This is a genomic window from Pseudazoarcus sp. NS20, from assembly GCF_059703745.1.
In genome coordinates, this window is sequence record NZ_BAAKIY010000002.1 from 51,171 (window position 1) to 69,280 (window position 18,110).

Annotated in this window: 15 protein-coding genes and 1 other RNA gene; 5 read left to right on the forward strand and 11 right to left on the reverse strand. The window is 64.4% G+C overall.

Annotated features, from left to right (window positions below):
- Window positions 1-8 precede the first annotated feature (8 nt).
- From AC6H0W_RS05940 to AC6H0W_RS05975, 8 genes are all read right to left on the reverse strand, one after another.
- On the reverse strand, window positions 9-1,133 hold the full coding sequence (locus AC6H0W_RS05940; protein ID WP_497576237.1) for a Fic family protein: 1,125 nt from the start codon (window positions 1,131-1,133) through the stop codon (window positions 9-11).
- 158 nt (window positions 1,134-1,291) lie between these two features.
- Window positions 1,292-1,423, reverse strand: coding sequence for a hypothetical protein (locus AC6H0W_RS05945; RefSeq protein ID WP_497576238.1), 132 nt, complete (start codon window positions 1,421-1,423; stop codon window positions 1,292-1,294).
- Window positions 1,424-1,478: 55 nt separating this feature from the next.
- The gene (gene nirD / locus AC6H0W_RS05950; RefSeq protein WP_497576239.1) at window positions 1,479-1,814 is read right to left on the reverse strand and encodes a nitrite reductase small subunit NirD; all 336 of its coding nucleotides are present in this window, start codon (window positions 1,812-1,814) and stop codon (window positions 1,479-1,481) included.
- A gap of 29 nt (window positions 1,815-1,843) precedes the next feature.
- Window positions 1,844-4,300, reverse strand: coding sequence for a nitrite reductase large subunit NirB (nirB, locus tag AC6H0W_RS05955; protein ID WP_497576240.1), 2,457 nt, complete (start codon window positions 4,298-4,300; stop codon window positions 1,844-1,846).
- Window positions 4,301-4,619: 319 nt separating this feature from the next.
- Window positions 4,620-5,261, reverse strand: coding sequence for an ABC-type transport auxiliary lipoprotein family protein (locus AC6H0W_RS05960; protein ID WP_497576241.1), 642 nt, complete (start codon window positions 5,259-5,261; stop codon window positions 4,620-4,622).
- Window positions 5,258-6,163, reverse strand: a complete 906-nt coding sequence (locus AC6H0W_RS05965; protein WP_497576242.1) for an MlaD family protein — start codon at window positions 6,161-6,163, stop codon at window positions 5,258-5,260. Before AC6H0W_RS05965 ends, AC6H0W_RS05960 begins: the two co-directional genes overlap by 4 nt.
- Window positions 6,164-6,943 carry an ABC transporter ATP-binding protein gene (locus tag AC6H0W_RS05970; protein ID WP_497576243.1) on the reverse strand — a complete coding sequence of 260 codons (780 nt, stop codon included), beginning with the start codon at window positions 6,941-6,943 and terminating at the stop codon, window positions 6,164-6,166.
- Window positions 6,940-8,070, reverse strand: a complete 1,131-nt coding sequence (locus AC6H0W_RS05975) for an ABC transporter permease (protein ID WP_497576244.1) — start codon at window positions 8,068-8,070, stop codon at window positions 6,940-6,942. Before AC6H0W_RS05975 ends, AC6H0W_RS05970 begins: the two co-directional genes overlap by 4 nt.
- Before the next feature lie 356 nt (window positions 8,071-8,426).
- Here AC6H0W_RS05975 and AC6H0W_RS05980 point away from each other — a divergent pair, with 356 nt between their 5' ends.
- Entirely contained in the window at window positions 8,427-9,959 is a 1,533-nt protein-coding gene (locus AC6H0W_RS05980) for a phospholipase D family protein (RefSeq protein ID WP_497576245.1), read from the forward strand.
- A 32-nt stretch (window positions 9,960-9,991) separates the two neighbouring features.
- An RNA gene (ffs, locus tag AC6H0W_RS05985) (signal recognition particle sRNA small type) lies at window positions 9,992-10,090 on the forward strand.
- 57 nt (window positions 10,091-10,147) lie between these two features.
- On the opposite strand, the gene AC6H0W_RS05990 is transcribed toward ffs, so the two are convergent.
- The 3 genes from AC6H0W_RS05990 to katG all read right to left on the reverse strand — a co-directional run bounded on the left by AC6H0W_RS05990 (window position 10,148) and on the right by katG (window position 14,803).
- Window positions 10,148-11,035, reverse strand: a complete 888-nt coding sequence (locus tag AC6H0W_RS05990) for a ZIP family metal transporter (RefSeq protein ID WP_497576246.1) — start codon at window positions 11,033-11,035, stop codon at window positions 10,148-10,150.
- A gap of 101 nt (window positions 11,036-11,136) precedes the next feature.
- A complete protein-coding gene (gene cfa / locus AC6H0W_RS05995; protein ID WP_497576247.1) occupies window positions 11,137-12,351 on the reverse strand; it encodes a cyclopropane fatty acyl phospholipid synthase in 1,215 nt (404 codons plus the stop codon).
- Between the two features lie 298 nt (window positions 12,352-12,649).
- A complete protein-coding gene (katG, locus tag AC6H0W_RS06000) occupies window positions 12,650-14,803 on the reverse strand; it encodes a catalase/peroxidase HPI (RefSeq protein WP_497576248.1) in 2,154 nt (717 codons plus the stop codon).
- A gap of 295 nt (window positions 14,804-15,098) precedes the next feature.
- Between katG and dnaX the strand changes: the two genes are divergently transcribed.
- The 3 genes from dnaX to recR all read left to right on the forward strand — a co-directional run bounded on the left by dnaX (window position 15,099) and on the right by recR (window position 18,038).
- Window positions 15,099-16,964, forward strand: coding sequence for a DNA polymerase III subunit gamma/tau (dnaX, locus tag AC6H0W_RS06005; protein ID WP_497576249.1), 1,866 nt, complete (start codon window positions 15,099-15,101; stop codon window positions 16,962-16,964).
- A 21-nt stretch (window positions 16,965-16,985) separates the two neighbouring features.
- Window positions 16,986-17,309 carry a YbaB/EbfC family nucleoid-associated protein gene (locus AC6H0W_RS06010; RefSeq protein ID WP_497576250.1) on the forward strand — a complete coding sequence of 108 codons (324 nt, stop codon included), beginning with the start codon at window positions 16,986-16,988 and terminating at the stop codon, window positions 17,307-17,309.
- A 135-nt stretch (window positions 17,310-17,444) separates the two neighbouring features.
- A complete protein-coding gene (gene recR / locus AC6H0W_RS06015; RefSeq protein WP_497576251.1) occupies window positions 17,445-18,038 on the forward strand; it encodes a recombination mediator RecR in 594 nt (197 codons plus the stop codon).
- Window positions 18,039-18,110 lie beyond the last annotated feature (72 nt).

An 18,110-nucleotide genomic window follows, 5' to 3' on the forward strand; every position in this document is an offset into this window, starting at 1 on the left:
TGATTCGCTTAAACGCGCACTCGCTGCATCAACGGTTCGAAGCGGTAGATCGCCGAGCGGCGACCTGCCGCTTCACGGGTGGTCTGAAGTAGCCCCTCCTGCAGCAGCACGCGGGTGAAGCGGGCGGCTGTCGGCGCAGGTATGCCGGCTTCGTGCGTGAAGCGGCTGTTGATGAACACCGGGTTGGCAAACAGGTAGTCGAGTGCGGCGACGGAGTATTTGGAAGCCAGCAGTTCGGCAAAGCGCGGTTTCATCTCGGCGTAGAAATCGCCGATGGTCTGCGCAGTCTCGAGGTTGCGGATGGCCTGCTGTGCAACGGCTTCGAGAAAGAACTGGCACCACCCATCCCAGTCGTCATCCGAGGATATCCGCCGAAGCCGGTCGAGATATTCGTCTTTCCGGTCTTCGAAGTATCGGCTGATGTAGAAGTGCGGAGCTGCGATGGCATTGTTCTGCCACAGCATCAGCGTGATCAACATGCGACCGACTCGGCCGTTGCCGTCTTCGAAAGGGTGCAGCGCTTCGAACTCGGCGTGGGCCAGCGCGGTGCGCAGCAGCGCGGGCAGTGAAGGGTCGTTGATCAAACGGAACAGAGCTTCCATCCCGCCCGCCAGGTGTTCCGGGGCGATCGGCACAAAACTGATCTGACGCGAGCCACGTTCGCCGATGTAGTTCTGCTCACGCTTGTAGGCCCCAGGGGACTTCATGGCGCCCCGGCCAAATGACAGAAGCTGGCGGTGGACGGATTTCAGGAGCGCCTCGGACAGCGGGTGACCTTGCTCGATCTGGCTTTGAGCAGTGTTCAGGGCTCTCCGGTAGAGCGAGGTCTCGATGGCATCCGAGCGGAACTCGCGTGAGGCGTGCGTATCGTCGTCACCGAATGCGGCCTCCAGCTCGAGAATTTCATCAAGGGTGCTGATGGTGCCTTCCATGCGTGAGGACACCACGGCTTCTTGGCCACGCAGGGGGGCTAGAAACAGTTCGCTGTTGTGCAGGCCGCGCAGCATCTGGTCGTAACGTGCGAGCGCAGTTGCGGCGTCCAGCATGGGCTGCATCAGGCGCGGCAGATCAAGCTGGGCGGGGGGGAACTTGCCAAGGTGGTACTGAACGGCATCGCCAGTTTCGATGATCATTTTTAGCTGAATGAACGTTAACGTTGGTTGATATTGAAAATATAGCTTTTTTTTTACGTCAACCGAATTTGTTGTTCACGTGTGATCGGAAAAGTCGGTTGTTTTTAACATTGAGGTTTTCGCTGATAACAACGGCGCTTGTTCTTCATGTGTTGCGATCAAGAGGTCTTGTCGTTAATCAGCGAGAGTGAATTGACGACAACGGCCGTGGCGATGGTCGCCGTTGCCAAATGCGTTGCCTGGATGAGCGTCTTGCGTCGCTGAAGTTGCGGCGCAGAGGGCTTCAGCATGAAAAACGGCCGTGTATCGCACGGCCGTTTCTTGCTTGCGTCACGCTTGCGGTACTCAAAGCGCTACGAACACCTCGTCGCCTTCCACCTTGGTGTCGAATTTTTTCGCGCAGCCGACGTCCGGTTCCAGGGCTTCACCGTCTTCGAAGCGGATCTTCCAGTTATGCAGCGGGCAGGTGACGCTGCGCCCGTGCACGATGCCGGCCGACAGCGGGCCACCCTTGTGCGGGCATTTGTCGAGCAGGGCGAAGACTTCGTCCTCCGCGTTGCGGAAAACGGCAATCGTGCCGTGTGTGGGGTGCTCCAGCGTGCGGGCGCCGAGCGGCGGGATGTCGGCGAGGGTGCAGACGCGGCGCCAAATCAGGTCGGTTTCGAGTGCGGGCATGTTCATGATCATTCCTGTAGCGAAATCGTTGCGGTTCAGGCGTCGAGCGGCTCGAACTGGGCGCGCAGCCTGGGCTGGGTGGATTGCTCGGCCCAGGGGTCGGGGGCGTCGCGCAGGGTGTAGAGCAGGCGCTCGTACAGGGCCTTGCGGTTAGCGGCGTCTTCAAGCACGTACTTCTTCACGTGCTCCATGCCCACGCGTTCGACGTAATGGCAGGTGCGTTCGAGGTAGTAGCCTTCTTCGCGGTAAAGCTGCAGGAAGGCGCCGCCATATTCCATGACCTCTTCGTCGCTCGACACCTTGCACAGGAACTGCGCGACTTCGGTCTTGATGCCGCCGTTGCCGGCCACGTACAGCTCGTAGCCGGAATCGACGCCGATCACGCCGACGTCCTTGATGCCCGATTCGGCGCAGTTGCGCGGGCAGCCTGATACCGCCAGCTTGACCTTGTGCGGGCTCCACATGCCGAACAGCATCTTTTCGAGCTTGATGCCCATGTCCATCGACTTCTGCGTACCGAAGCGGCAATGCTCGGAGCCGACGCAGGTCTTCACCGTGCGCAGGCTCTTGCCGTAGGCGTGGCCGGACACCATGCCGGCCTTGCCGAGGTCGTGCCAGATCAGCGGCAGGTCGGCCTTCTTGGCGCCGAGCAGGTCGATGCGCGCGCCGCCGGTGACCTTGACGGTGGGGATGGCGTATTTCTCGGCAACGTTGGCGATGGCGCGCAACTCATCCGGCGTGGTGACGCCGCCCCACATGCGCGGCACCACGGAGTAGGTGCCGTCTTTCTGGATGTTGGCGTGGGCGCGTTCATTGACGAAGCGGCTCTGCGGGTCGTCCTGGGCTTCATGCGGCCAGCTCGAGATCAGGTAGTAGTTCAGTGCAGGGCGGCAGGTGGCGCAGCCGTTGGGGGTTTTCCAGTCGAGCGCCTTCATCGTTTCGGGGATGGACAGCAGCTTCTGGTCGACGATGGCGCGGCGCACTTCTCCGTGCGTGTGGTCGGTGCAGGCGCAGATCGGCTTGGAGTGTTTGTCGGTGGCCTGGAAGGCGCCGCCGACGGTGGAGGCAATGATCTGCTCGACCAGCCCGGTGCATGAGCCGCAGGAACTCGATGCCTTGGTGTGCTTGCGCACGTCGTCCAGCGTGAACAAGCCTTTCTCTTTGATGGCCTGCACGATGGTGCCTTTGCACACGCCGTTGCAGCCGCAGATTTCGGCGGTGTCGGGCAGGCTGGCCGCCAGGTTCTGGCCCTGATGGCCGGCGTCGCCCAACTGGGTCTGCGCGAAGCTCTGGCCGAACATCAGGTGGTCGCGCAGCGTGGTCACGCTCTTGCCCTCGCGCAGCAGCTGGAAGTACCAGCTGCCGTCGGCGGTGTCGCCCACCATCACCGCGCCGATGAGCTTGTCGTCCTTGAGCACGATTTTCTTGTACACGCCGCCTGCGCGGTCGTGCAGCACGATCTCGTCACAGCCCTCGCCGCCGGTGAAGTCGCCGGCCGAGAACACATCGACGCCGGTGACCTTGAGTTTGGTCGAGGTCACCGAGCCCACGTAGCGACCGATGCCGAAGCCGGCAAGATGGTTGGCGCACACCTTGGCCTGCTCGAACAGCGGCGCCACCAGGCCGTAGCTGATGCCGCGATGGCTCACGCATTCGCCGATGGCGTAGATGCGCGGGTCGGTCACGGTCTGCATGGTGTCGCCGACGACGATGCCGCGGTTGCAGTACAAGTGGGCCGATTCGGCCAGCGCGGTGTTGGGGCGGATGCCGGCGGCCATTACCACCAGATCGGCGGGGAGGCTGCGGCCGTCCTTGAGTTTCAGCGTGGCCACGCGGCCATCGGCGCCAGCCTCAAGTGCAGCGGTCTGCGCGCCAAGTTCGAACTTCAGGCCCTTGGCTTCGAGCGAGGCTTGCAGCAGATCGGCGGCCGGCTTGTCGAGCTGGCGCTCCATGATCCAGTCGGCCAGGTGCACCACGGTGACGTCCATGCCGCGCAGCGCAAGGCCGTTGGCGGCTTCCAGCCCGAGCAGGCCGGCGCCGATGACCACCGCGTGGCGGTGGGTGCTGGCGGCGGCGATCATGGCTTCGGTGTCGGCGATGTCGCGGTAGGCGATCACGCCGGGCAGAGTGGCGCCCGGCACCGGCAGGATGAAGGGGTTGGAGCCGGTGGCGAGCAGCAGGCGGTCATAGTGCGCCTCGGTGCCGTCGTCGGCGCGCACGATGCGGCGCACCCGGTCGATCTCGACCACCTTGCGGCCGGTGTGCAGCGTGATGTTGTTGTCGGCGTACCAGGCGACATCGTTGAGCATGATGTCGGGCAGGCCCATTTCGCCGGCGAGCACCGGCGAGAGCAGGATGCGGTTGTAGTTGCCGTGCGGTTCGGCGCCGAAGACGGTGATGTCGTATTGGTCGGGCGCGTACTTGAGCAGCTCTTCCAGGGTCTTCACCCCGGCCATGCCGTTGCCGACCATTACCAGTTTGATTTTGCGCATGATTCCCTCTCGTAACAATCCATCCGGCGAATGCCGGAAAAACGGTTCGATGTCTTCAGGGATCGGCGCTGATCCTCGACCCGCCTTGGCGGGGCGGCAGGGCGACCGTCTTTGGTCGGCCTGCGTTGAGTGACTCGTGATTCGTTGATGGCCCGCAGGCAACGTTGCGATGCGGGCGTTTCTACGGGAGGGGAAAGCAAGCGCTGTGCCAATGGGCGGCGCCGTGTGAGCCCCTGGAACGGGCGGTAAAGGGGGCGTCAGAACGTGATGTTGCACCGGGCTGGTGCGGCCGCGGGCTGCGGCGCACCAGCCCGGTTCGTCATGGGCGGTTTCTGCGCGGGCGCGGCAGCTCGACCGTTTCAGCCGTCTCGGCTGCCCACGCGGCGAGCGCCTGGGTGACTTCGTCGCTGGCTTCGCCCATGGCCGTCACGACGGCAGGAAGGCCGGTGCCGTTGGCTGGCCGACGTGCCTCGAAGCTGCGGCTGGCAAGCACGCGGCGCGAGCCGGAATGCACCAGATGCGCGTCGAGGCGCACCACGGCTTCCGGTGTGCCATTGCGATATTCGCTTTGCAGCGCACGCAGGTTGGAATCCACCTCGAATTCGGCGCGCAGGCTGTGTTCGTCGCTGCTCACGGTGTCGAAGCGCCCGCCCGCACGCAGCGCGTCGGCCAGGCGCTCGCGCATCATCGCGGGTGCTGAGTCCGCCCAAGCAGCGCCGGCGTAATTGCTGGTGAGGTGATCATCCGGGATGACGACGATGCGCCGGCTCGCCAAAGTGTTGTTGGTGGCCGGAAGCAATACCCGCACGGAGCCGATGCTTTCACTGCGGGCGGGTAATGTGTTCGGCACCTCCAGCGAAGTCGGCAGGCGATAGACATCGACAGGCCGGCTCTCCGGCAGGATCGAGCAGGCGGAAAGCAGGGCGACGCACAGGGCGCTCAGGGCGAGGTGTTTTTTCATGGCTGGAATTCCCGTGAAGGCTGACGACCGATCAGGTAGTCGCGCGGGTTCTCTTCAAGTTCGCGGGTGATGGTGCGCAGCGACGCCATGGTGCCGCGCAATTCCGACATGGCGGGGCCGATGTCGGCCAGGCCGCGCAGGCCCGAATCGAGGTTGCCGCGGTTGTCGGACACCACGCTTTCGATGGTGCTCATGGTGCGTTCCAGTGAGGCCACCGACTCGCGCGTGTCGGCCAGCGTCTGGCGCAGTTCGACATCGACCAGCCGTTCGGTGGTCTGCAGCAGGCTGCTGGTGGCGTCGATGGCGGCGGACAGGTCGTCACGACGCTCGGCCAGCACGCCGGTGAATTCCTGCAGGTTTCCCAGCGTGGCGTCGAGCCGTTCGACGTTCTCCTGCGAGAACAGCTCGGTCACGCGGATCAGCACCTGGTTCACGTTGGTCATGACATCTTCGCCGTCGGCCATCAGTCGGCTCATCGGCGACGGCTGGGCCACGATCAGCGGGATGCTGTCAGCGTCATCGTCCGGCAACAGCAGCATGCTGTTGGGGTCGCTGCCGCTGCTAAGGCGAATGAACGACAGGCCGGTGATGCCGGCTGGTACCAGCAGTGCGCGGGTGTCGGTGCGCACCGGAGCGGTCCGCTCGACACGTACCCGCGCCAGCACGCGACGCGGGTCTTGCGGGTCAAGTCGCAGATTGGCTACGTCACCGATGCGGATGCCGTTGAACTCCACCGTGCTGCCGCGCGACAGGCCGGTAACAGCCTCCTGGAACACGATGTCGTATTGGGCGTGTTCGCGGTCACGGCCACTCGAGCCGAGCCAGAGCATGAACATCAAGGCTGCGCCGATGCCGAGCACCGTGAACAGCCCGATCAGGATGTGATGGGCGCGGGTTTCCATTCAGGAGCCCTCCGTGATGGATGCGGCCGCGCGGCCGCGCGGTCCGAGGAAATAATCGCGAATCCACGCATCGTCGGCCGCCGCGACGGTGGCGAGATCCGCATTGATGAGGACGCGGCGCTGCGACAGCACGGCCACGCGGTCGGTGATCGCGTACAGCGTGTCGAGATCGTGCGTGACGAGAAACACTGTGAGCCCGAGCGCGTCGCGCATGGTGCGGATCAGGCGGTCGAATGCCGCCGCGCCGATCGGGTCCAGCCCGGCGGTGGGTTCGTCCAGAAACAGGATGTCGGGGTCGAGCGCCAGCGCGCGTGCGAGGGCTGCGCGCTTGACCATGCCGCCGGACAGATCGGACGGGTACTTGCCTCCTGCTTCGGGCGGCAGCCCGGCCAGCGCGATCTTGAGCTGGGCCAGTTCGGCGGCTTCATCGAGCGGCAGGCCGGCGTGTTCGCGCAGCGGCAACATGACGTTCTCGGCCACGGTCAGTGACGAGAACAGCGCGCCCTGCTGAAACAGCACGCCGAAGCGGCGTTCGATGTGGCTGCGCTCGTCGGGGGCCATGGTGGTGAGGTCGGCGCCCAGCACCTTGATGCTGCCCTGTGCCGGCCGGTTGAGCCCGACGATGGTTCTGAGCAGCACCGATTTCCCGGTGCCCGAGCCGCCCACCACGCCGAGGATCTCGCCGCGGCGTACGTCGAGGTCGAGCCCTTCGTGCACGACTTGCGAGCCGAAGCGGTTCTCGAGGCCGCGCACTTCGATGACGTTGTCCGGCGCGCTCACCAGCCCATCTCCATGCAGATCAATGCCGCAATCGCATCGACGACAATCACCGCGAACAGCGACTGCACTACCGCCGAGGTGGTGTGCTCGCCCACTGATTGCGCGCTGCCAGCGGCCTTGAAGCCCTCGTGGCACCCGATCAGGGCGATCAGGAAGGCGAAGATCGGCGCCTTGACCAAGCCGATGATGAAATGTCGCAGCGCGATGTTGTTTTCCACCGTGGTGAGGAACATTGCCGGCGAGATGTCGAGCTTGATGGCACTTACCAGCATGCCACCGACGAGGCCCGAGCCCATGGCTACCACGGTGAGAATGGGGAGCGCGATGAGCAGGGCGAAAACGCGCGGCACCACAAGCAGTTCGACCGGCGAGAGGCCCAGCACGCGGATGGCGTCCACCTCTTCGTTGGCGCGCATAGAGCCGATCTGCGCGGCGAAGGCGCTGGCGGTGCGGCCTGCCACCAGAATGGCCGCCAGCAACACGCCGAACTCACGCAGAAACGAGTACGCCACCAGGTCGATGGTGTAGACGCTGGCACCGAAGTTCGCCAGCACCGTGGCACCCAGAAAAGCCACCACCGCGCCGACGAGGAAGGTGAGCAGTGCCACGATGGGCACGGCATCAAGCCCGGTGCGCTCCAGATGCACCAGAAAAGACGTCACGCGCCAGCGCGACGGACGCAGCAGCACGCGGAAGATGGTTTCCAGCGTCAGCCCGAGCAGCCCGCACACGCCCATCATGTGGTCGCGGAAATCGAGGGTTGTCTGACCGATCTTGGCGAGGATGTCACCCGGTGTGTAGCGATCGTCCGAGCGCAGTGTGAGATCGGCACGTTTGCGCGCGTCATGCACGGTGCGCAGTAAGGCCTGGCGCTCGGGGGGCAGGCTGGTCAATGCGGCTTCTAGGCGCTCGTCGTCGAGCAGGTCGCACAGGAGACTCGCGCCGGCCGTGTCGAGTGCGCTGATGCCGGAAACGTCCACGCCCGCAATTTCACCGGCGCGGGCACGCAGCGTGGCCACGCGCGAGCGTAGGGCGCGGTAGTGGGCCAGTGTCCACTCCCCATGCACCCGCAAGGTGAGGCCGTCGTCCGAAGAAGAGAGGTCGGCTATACCGGAATTTTCAGCCAAGGCGAAGCTCGCCCGAAGGGGCCCTATGGTTTGAAGCCAAGGTGAAGGTCATGCGATCTCCGTGAATGAAGGCTGTGCCGCAGGCTACAGGCGGGCGCAATCATGGTATCCAACTATGCGCAATTGAGCATCAAGGCCGCTTTAGGGTGCGCTACCGATACATCTGGAAATCATTCAGGCGTGCAACGGCGGCCGTTTCCGCAGCCCTTCGGGCACGCCGCGGCTATCATCCCGATGCGCATGACGCTGGCCACTTGGGGCGGATGCTGTCGTATTGATCGCAGGGGCCGGAGGTGGGTGTGAACGCAGGGTGCGCAATTCCGCAGTACGTAATCTTCGCTGCCCGCCTGCGGCGGATGACGCTGCTTGGTGCGTTGGGCTTGCTGGTGTTGTTGTCGGGTTGTTCGATGCTGCCGACGCTGGAAGACCGCTCGGTGAGTTTCGCCCCCTCGCAGTACGACACCCGTGAAACCCGTCTGGGCAAGGCCGTGCGGAAACTCGTGCCGGAACACGAAGGCAAGAGCGGCATTCACCCGTTGGCCGACGCCCGCCACGCTTACGCGTCGCGCGTGCTGCTGGCGCGTGGTGCCGAGAAAACCCTGGATGTGCAGTACTACATCTGGCGTGACGACGTCACCGGCACGCTGCTGCTGCATGAAATGCTGGCGGCGGCCGAGCGCGGTGTGCGCGTGCGCCTGCTGCTCGATGATCACGGTACGGCCAAGGATGAGGCGCTGGCGGCGCTGAATACCCACCCCAACATCGAAGTGCGGCTGTTCAACCCGTTCCGCTTGCGCACCCCGAAATACGTGGGTTTTCTCTTCGATTTCGGCCGGCTCAACCGGCGCATGCACAACAAGTCGTACACCGCCGACAATCAGGTCACCATCATCGGCGGGCGCAACATCGGAGACGAGTATTTCGGCGCGGCAGAGGGGCTGATCTTCGCCGATCTGGACGTGCTGGCCATTGGCCCGGTGGTGGATGACGTTTCTCGCGACTTCGACCTCTACTGGGCCAGCGCATCCTCCTATCCGGCCGAGCGCATTCTGGCCCGACCCGCGCCGGATGCCCTAGCGCAACTGAAAGCCCTCGGCGAGGAGGTCGAGAGCACCGACGCCGCTTCCGAGTATCAGTTGGCCGTGCGGCGATCGGGTTTCCTGCGCGCCCTGCAGGCCGGCAAGCTGCCGCTGGAGTGGGCCGAGACGCGCATGGTGAGTGACGACCCGGCCAAGGGCCTGGGCAAGGCGGATCGCAAGGGGCTGCTGATTCCGCAGTTGCAGGTGATTCTGGGTGAGCCGAAGCGCTCGGTGGATCTGGTGTCGCCGTACTTCGTGCCGACGGCTGCCGGTGTAGATGCCTTTGCGCGCATGGTGCAGCAGGGTATCCGGGTGCGTGTCCTCACCAACGCGCTCGAGGCCACGGATGTGGCGGTGGTGCATGCCGGCTATGCCAAGCGCCGCGAAGCCTTGTTGCGTGCCGGCGTGACCTTGTTCGAGTTGAAGGACCCGGTCGACGATCACGAGCCGGACAAGCGCGTTGGGCCGTTCGGAAGCTCCGGCTCCAGCCTGCATGCGAAGACCTTCGCCATCGATGGCGAGCGGGTGTTCGTGGGCTCGTTCAACTTCGATCCACGCTCGATGAACCTCAACACCGAACTCGGCTTCGTGATCGAAAGTCCGGCGCTGGCCTTTGAAGTGTCCGATGCGTTCGAATCCACCATTCCCTTCAATGCCTACGAGGTGAAGCTGTCCGAAGAAGGGCGCTTGTACTGGCTCGAACGCTCTCCCGACGGCGAACTGCGCCATTTGCAGGAGCCGGGCACAGGGCCCCTGCAGCGCTTCGGTATTCACTTCCTGTCGATCCTGCCCATCGAGTGGCTGCTTTAGCGGCGCGCCGAAGCTGCTACAATGCATGCCGTGGCGGGTCTCCCCGCATTGCAGAGCGGTGAACCTGGTCAGGGCCGGAAGGCAGCAGCCACAGCTGCAACCTGCAAGTGCCGGGGGTCAGGCTCGCCACCCCAACATGAAACGGGCGTCGCATTGCGCGACGCCCGTTTGCTTTTTGTGCCGGCCACTTACAGCAAGGTGTCGAGCAGCATCATGGTGATGAAGCCGATCATCAGTCCGGCCGTGGCCAGCGTCTCGTGGCCGCGGCGATGCGACTCGGGAATGATCTCGTGGCTCACCACGAAGAGCATGGCGCCGGCTGCGGCGGCCAGCCCCCACGGCAGCAACGCGGCCGAAACCGCAACGGCAACCGAACCCACCAGCGCGGCGAGCGGCTCCACCAGTCCCGACAGCACGGCCACACCGAAGGCCAGCGTGCGCCCGTAGCCGGCGGCGGCCAGGGCGATGGCAACGATCAGGCCTTCCGGCACGTTCTGCAGCGAGATGCCGGTGGCGACCGCATTGGCGGTGCCGGCATCGTTGGCGGCCACGCCGATCGCCAGACCTTCCGGAATGTTATGTACCGCGATTGCGAACACGAACAGCCATACCGCTGCGACGGTACGCTCGCGCCCCGGTTGGTGGGTGTGGGGCAGGGCGCGGTCCATTGCCAACAGCAGCATGGCGCCGATGGCGAGGCCGCCTGCCACCAGCAGCGCGGCGCTGGTTTCACTGGCGCCTCCGGCAAGCGCGTTGTCGAAGGCCGGACGCAGCAGCGAGAAGACGCTGGCGGCCAGCATCACACCGGCACCGAAGCCCAGCAAGGCGCCTTGCACTCCGGCTGAGATCCGGCGCATCACCAGTACCGGCAAGGCGCCCAGCGCCGTGGCTGCAGCGGCCATGAGGCCACCGGCCAATGCCCCCCGCAGGCCGTGCGGCAAGTCCGGCGCAGTTTGTGAGAGCTGGAAGACAATCAGCGCAAGGCCGGTCAGAGCGATGCCCCAACCGCTGAGCGCGCGCAGGAAGCCGGGCATGCCGGCGCGCTGATAATGCAGGCGGGCGACTTTGGCTACCATGGCGAGCTCCTTGAAGGGCTTGATGACGCTTCAAGTATGGAGCAGCGCTTTCGATAGCTCCAATTGAACTTAAAAAACCATTCGATAGTTAATTTGAATCTTCACCTCGGGCAGCGGTATCCGCCTGCGACGCCCGTTGGCGCAAGCACGATTTGCCACAGCTGCGTGGTGCGTGCGCGGAACGTTCCGGCGCAGGCCAGCAGGTAGTAGCGCCACATGCGATAGAAGCGCTCGCCGTACTTGTCGGCGAAGCGCGGCCAGGCCGCCTCGAAGTTGGCATGCCAGGCCATCAGGGTACGGTCGTAATCGGCGCCGAAGTTGTGCACGTCTTCGACGACGAAGAAGGGCTCCGCCGCGTCGGCGATCTCGCCCAGCGAGGGCAGGTCACCATTGGGGAAGATATAGCGATCGATCCACGGGTCGGTGGGCGCCCCGCGCAGATTCTTGCCGATGGTGTGCAGCACGAACAGCCCGTCTGCGGCGAGTACGCGATGTGCCACTTCGAAGAAGCTGCGATGGTTCTTGCGGCCGACGTGCTCGAACATGCCGACCGAGGCGATCCGGTCGAATTCACCGTCAAGCTCCCGGTAGTCCTTCAGCAGAAACTCCACGGACAAACCGGAGCAGCGCGTGGCGCCGTAGTCGGCCTGCTCCCTGGAGATGGTGACGCCGCTGCAGTGCGCGCCGTATTCACGCGCGGCGTAACGCATCAGGCTGCCCCAGCCGCAGCCGATGTCGAGCATGCGCATGCCGGGCTTCAGCCCGAGCTTGCGGCAGATCAGGTCGAGCTTGGCGGTCTGCGCGTCATGCAGGTTTTCGGCCTCGGCCCAGTAGCCGCAGGTGTAGGCCATGTGCTCATCGAGCATGGCTTCGAACAGGTCGTTGCCGATGTCGTAGTGCTCGTGGCCGACCTGCCAGGCGCGGCGCAGGCTTTGCAGGTTGAACAGGCGCGCGCGCAGGCCTTGCACGATCAAGGCGCTATGGCCGACCTTTTCGTCGAGATGGGCGGCCAATACACGGGCGAAGAATTCATCCAGCCGGTCGCAATCCCACCAGCCTTCCATGTAGCTCTCGCCCAACCCCAGGCTGCCGCGCGCGAGGATGCGCTCAGCCGTTTCGGGGTGATGGAAGCGTAGATCCCAAGGGCGATCACCGCCGACCTGCACGTCGGCTTCGGCCAGCAGCTCGGCCACGGCGTCGAGTGCCGCGCGGTCTTTGCGGCGCGGCGCCGTGGGCAAGTGAGGCGGTACGCGCGACTGGCCGCCATGGCGAGCGGGGAGGCGGGATGCTTCGGTTGCGGAGCGTGCCTGTTCCATCGTCTTCCTCATGCCGGAGGGCGCGCACGGCTGGAGCGTGGGCCAAGGCTGTAGCCGTTTCGGCGGGCGTCCCGGGGTTGAGGCCACGGCGGGCCGGAGCATGCGTGCCCAACGCGTTGAGCGCCGGGCAGGGGTTGATCACGATTTACTGTAGCTCAGTCGTTGCGGATTGCTAAATCGCAGTTATTTCAGTGTGTTGGATGGTTTTTGGTGCGGTGAACGGCTTCGGGGCCTGCCCCCACGCGCCAGCCACGTACATGGGAGCAGGCCCCGAAGCCTGCAGTCGAGTCTCGTCCCGTCAGGCGAGATCGAAGCGGTCGGCGTTCATTACCTTGGTCCAAGCCGCCACGAAGTCGCGCACGAACTTCTCCTTGCTGTCGTCCTGGGCATACACCTCGGCATAGGCGCGCAGGATGGAATTGGAGCCGAACACCAGATCGACACGAGTGGCCGTCCATTTCACGGCGCCCGTTTTGCGCTCGCGAATCTCGTAGCTGTTCTTGCCCGTCGGCTTCCACGAGTAGGCCATGTCGGTGAGATTGACGAAGAAGTCATTCGTCAGCACGCCGACGCGATCGGTGAAAGCCCCGTGTTTGCTGCCGCCGTGGTTGGTGCCGAGCACGCGCATGCCGCCGATGAGCACGGTCATCTCGTGTGCCGTGAGGCCGAGCAACTGGGCGCGGTCAAGCAGCATCTCCTCGGGCTTCGGAATGTAGTCGTCCTGCTTCAGCCAGTTGCGGAAGCCGTCGTGCACCGGCTCGAGTGCTTCGAAGGACTCGGCATCGGTCTGCTCGGCGCTGGCGTCGCCACGCCCCGGTGCGAACGGCACCGGCAAGTCGAAGCCGGCCGCCTTGATGGCCTGCTCAAGCCCCACGTTGCCGCCCAGAACGATCACGTCGGCAATGCTGGCGCCGCTCTCTTTGGCGATTTTTTCGTACACCGCCAGAGCCTTGGCCAGACGTTGCGGTTCGTTGCCGGCCCAATCCTTCTGCGGGGCCAGACGGATGCGTGCCCCGTTGGCGCCGCCGCGCATGTCCGAGCCGCGGTAGGTGCGGGCGCTGTCCCACGCCGTGCTGACCAGTTCACTGACCGACAGGCCTGCGGCGGCGATCTTGGCTTTGACGGCATTGACGTCATAGCCCTTGTTGCCGGCCGGCACCGGGTCTTGCCAGATCAGGTCTTCGGCGGGCACTTCCGGCCCGATGTAGCGCACCTTCGGGCCCATATCGCGGTGGGTGAGCTTGAACCAGGCGCGGGCGAAGGTTTCGGAGAGGTAAGCCGGGTCCTTGTAGAAGCGCTCACAGATTTCGCGATAGACCGGGTCCATCTTCATGGCCATGTCGGCGTCGGTCATGATGGGGTTGCGGCGAATGCTCGGGTCTTCGGAGTCGACCGGCTTGTCTTCTTCCTTGATGTTGATCGGCTCCCACTGGAAGGCGCCGGCCGGACTCTTCTTGAGCTCCCACTCGTAGGTGAACAGCAGGTAGAGGTAGCCGTTGTCCCACTTCGTGGGGTGAGTGGTCCAGGCGCCTTCAAGGCCGCTGGTTACCGCGTCGTGGCCGATGCCGCGCTTGGTGTGGTTGTTCCACCCCAGGCCCTGCTCTTCGAGTTCGGCGGCTTCCGGCTCGGGGCCGAGCAATGCAGCGTCGCCATTGCCGTGACACTTGCCGACGGTGTGGCCGCCGACGGTCAGCGCGGCGGTTTCCTCGTCGTTCATGGCCATGCGCTTGAAGGTTTCACGTACGTCGCGCGCCGTCTTGAGCGGATCGGGCTGGCCGTCGACGCCCTGCGGGTTCACGTAGATCAGGCCCATCATCACCGCGGCGAGCGGGTTTTCGAGGTCGCGCTGGCCCGAATAGCGGCTGTTCGGGTTGTCGGTGGGCGCCAGCCATTCGGTCTCGGAGCCCCAGTAGATGTCCTTCTCGGGATGCCAGATGTCTGCGCGGCCAAAACCGAAGCCGAAGGTCTTGAGCCCCATGGATTCATAGGCGACGTTGCCGGCCAGAATGATCAGGTCGGCCCACGAGAGCTTGTTGCCGTACTTCTTCTTGATCGGCCACAGCAGGCGGCGCGCCTTGTCGAGGTTGGCGTTGTCGGGCCAGGAGTTGAGCGGGGCGAAGCGCTGATTGCCGGTGCCACCGCCGCCGCGGCCATCGGCCAGACGGTAGGAGCCGGCCGCGTGCCAGGCCATGCGGATCATCAGCCCGCCGTAATGGCCCCAGTCAGCCGGCCACCAGGGCTGGCTGTCGGTCATCAGGGCGTGGAGGTCTTTCTTGAGGGCGGCGTAGTCGAGTTTTTTGACTTCTTCGTGATAGTCGAAGTCTTCGCCCAAGGGGTTGGTCTTGGTGTCGTGCTGGTGAAGGATGTCGAGATTCAGCGTCTTGGGCCACCACTCCGTCACCGAGCTTTCGGCTGCGGTGTTGGATCCATGCATTACGGGGCATTTGCTCATGATCTTCTCCTCCTTGATTTCATTGTTGGAACGGCGATTCCACTCAGGCCGTTGCGGCCAGGTCGGCGAGAACGGCGCACAAGGTTTCGAATGCCGCATCGACGGCAGGCTTCATCCGCAACATGTTGTGTCCCCCTCAGGTCGTCGCAGCCTGCGGCTACGTACGAACGAAGATTAGGCATCTAAATTCAATAGGTCTAATCGATGATTTGAATTCCTTTGATTGTTTTTTCTTATCATCCTGCGATTGCAGTGAATATCGAACCGGCGATTCGCCCTGTTAGAATCCAACGCCATGAGCTACCAGGTCCTCGCGCGCAAATGGCGCCCCCGTTCCTTCGCCACCCTCGTGGGGCAGGATCACGTCGTGCGTGCGCTGTCGCATGCGCTCGAGACCGGCCGCCTGCATCACGCCTGGCTGTTTACTGGGACGCGCGGGGTCGGCAAGACCACCATCAGCCGTATCCTGGCGAAGGCGCTGAACTGCGAAACCGGCATGACGGCCGAACCTTGCGGTGTGTGCGATGCCTGTCGCGCCATCGACGCGGATCGCTTCCCCGACTATGTCGAAATGGATGCCGCCTCCAACCGCGGCGTCGACGACATGGCTGCGCTGCTCGACCGCGCCGTGTATGCACCGGTGCAGGGGCGCTACAAGGTCTACATGATCGATGAAGTGCACATGCTCACCGGGCATGCCTTCAACGCCATGCTGAAAACGCTTGAAGAGCCGCCCGAGCACGTCAAATTCATCCTGGCCACCACCGATCCGCAGAAGATCCCGGTCACGGTGCTGTCGCGCTGCCTGCAGTTCAACCTCAAGCAGATGTCGCAGGGCGCCATCGTCGACCACCTCTCGCACATCCTTGGCGAGGAAACCATCACCTTCGAACGCCCCGCGCTGTCGCACATCGCGCGCGCGGCGGGCGGTTCGATGCGCGACGCGCTGTCGCTGCTCGATCAAGCCATTGCGCACGGCGCCGGCAAGGTCGAGGAAGAGGGCGTCTCGCGCATGCTCGGCACGGTCGGTGACGACCATCTGTACGGCGTGCTCGACGGACTCGTGGCGGGCGACGTGCAGGCCATGCTGAACGTGGCCGAGGCCATGGAAAGTCGCAGTCTGTCCTTCGACTCTGCGTTGCAGGCACTTGCCTCGTTGCTGTCGCGCATTGCGCTGTCGCAATTTGCGCCGAGCGCGATCGCCGATGAAGCCGAGCGCGCCCGCATCGCGCCGTATGCCGAGGCGCTGGACGCCGAATACCTGCAGTTGGCCTATCAGATGGCCATCCACGGGCGCGACGAGCTGGCGCTCGCGCCGGACGAATACACCGGCTTCACGATGACGCTGCTGCGTTTGCACGCCTTCCGGCCGGAGCAGCCTTCTGCATTGGGCGGCCCTGGGCCGGCTGGCGGCGGAGTAGGGCGCGCTCAACCGATGCCGGCACGCCCTTCGGTTACGCCCACGCCCGCAGCCGCGCCTGCTCGCCCGGCCGCTGCTACTCCGGCCCCCGTTGCGGCAGCACCAGCTGCCGCAACGTCTTCAGCACCAGTCGGCGAGCTGCGTCGCGCCGAACCTGCCGCGCCGCCGCCCAAGCCGGCCGCGGCGGCGGCTGAGCCGCCCCCGTGGGAGGATGTGCCCTCGGCCATGCCGGACGACCAGCCGGTGTCCGCGCACGAGATATTCGATGAGCCCGCGCCGGCGAGGGCTGCTCCCGCAGTTCCGGCGGTCCAGGCAGCGGTGGCTGCGGATTCCGCAGGAGAGGTGTCTGCCGCCCTGGCAGCGGCCGATTGGCATGCCTTGCAGCGCGCCATCGCACCCACAGGCATGTTGCGCGAGCTGTGCCTGCATTGCGAATGGGTAGGGCTGGAGAGCGACACCTTGGTGCTGCGGTTGGCCAATACGCACCATCATTTGCTGGAAATGAATGCCAACGCCACGGTCCGTCTGTCCGAGCTGCTGAGCACCAAGGCCGGTCGAGCCCTGCGTGCGCGGGTCGAGATCGGTGCCATCGAAAGCCAGACCCCGGCGCAACGCAACGAAGTCGAGCGTCAGGCGCGGCATGCCGCGGCCGTCGAGGCGCTGGAAAGTGATCCATTCGTGTGTGAGGTGATCGAGCGCTTCGACGCACGCTTTGTCGAAGAGTCGGTCCGACCTCTTTGAAAACCTTCGGAGACTGAAGCAATGATGAAAGGCGGAATCGCCGGGCTGATGAAACAGGCCCAGCAGATGCAGGAAAACATGAAGAAAATGCAGGAGCAGCTGGCGACCATCGAAGTTGAAGGTCAGTCCGGCGCCGGCATGGTGAAAGTGCAGATGACCTGCAAGTACGACGTGCGCCGTGTCTCCATCGATGATTCGGTGATGGATGATCGCGAAATGCTCGAAGATCTGCTGGCGGCCGCCGTCAACGACGCCGTGCGCCGCGTCGAAGCCACCACGCAAGAGAAGATGTCCGGTTTCACCTCCGGCATGAATCTGCCGCCGGGCATGAAACTGCCGTTCTGATCCCCGTCTGCCGAAAGCCGCCTTTTCTCCCCTCCAGAGGAGGTAAGGCGGGCTCACCTTCGGCAGGGGAGCGCCCCGCGCCCACTCGAAGCACCAGGCCGGCAAGCTCCGATTCACGAGACTTTTCGTCCGCCCATGTCCCCCTCCAGCCTTGATGCCCTGATCGAAGCCCTGCGTTGTCTGCCCGGCGTTGGGCCGAAGTCCGCCCAGCGCATGGCGTACCACCTGCTGCAGCGTGATCAGCGCGGTGCCGCTGCTCTGGCCGGCGCATTGCAGGGGGCATTGGCGGTGCTGAAGCATTGCGAGCTGTGCAACAGCTTTACGGAGGAAGCGATCTGTCGCCGTTGCGCCGACCCGCAGCATGACCGCAGCGTGCTGTGCGTCGTGGAAATGCCGGCCGACCTTGCGGTGATCGATCATTCCCAAGCCTACAAAGGCCTCTTTTACGTGCTGATGGGGCGGCTCTCGCCGCTCGATGGCATCGGCCCACGTGAGCTCGGGCTGGAGCGTCTGATTGCGCGCGCGACGGATGGTGAGGTGCAGGAAGTGATTCTGGCGACCAACTTCACCAATGAAGGTGAAGCCACGGCCCATATGATCTCGGAGTTGCTGGGCGCGCGCGGCATTCGCGTGAGCCGCTTGTCGCGCGGAGTGCCGGTCGGCGGCGAGCTCGAGCACGTGGATGCGGGCACCGTCGCGCAGGCCCTGCTCGACCGCCGTACGCTCTGATCGAGCCTCATTCGCCGTGACGGGCTTTTTATGGCCTGAGGTTTTCCCCTATAATGCGCAGGTTTTTTGAAC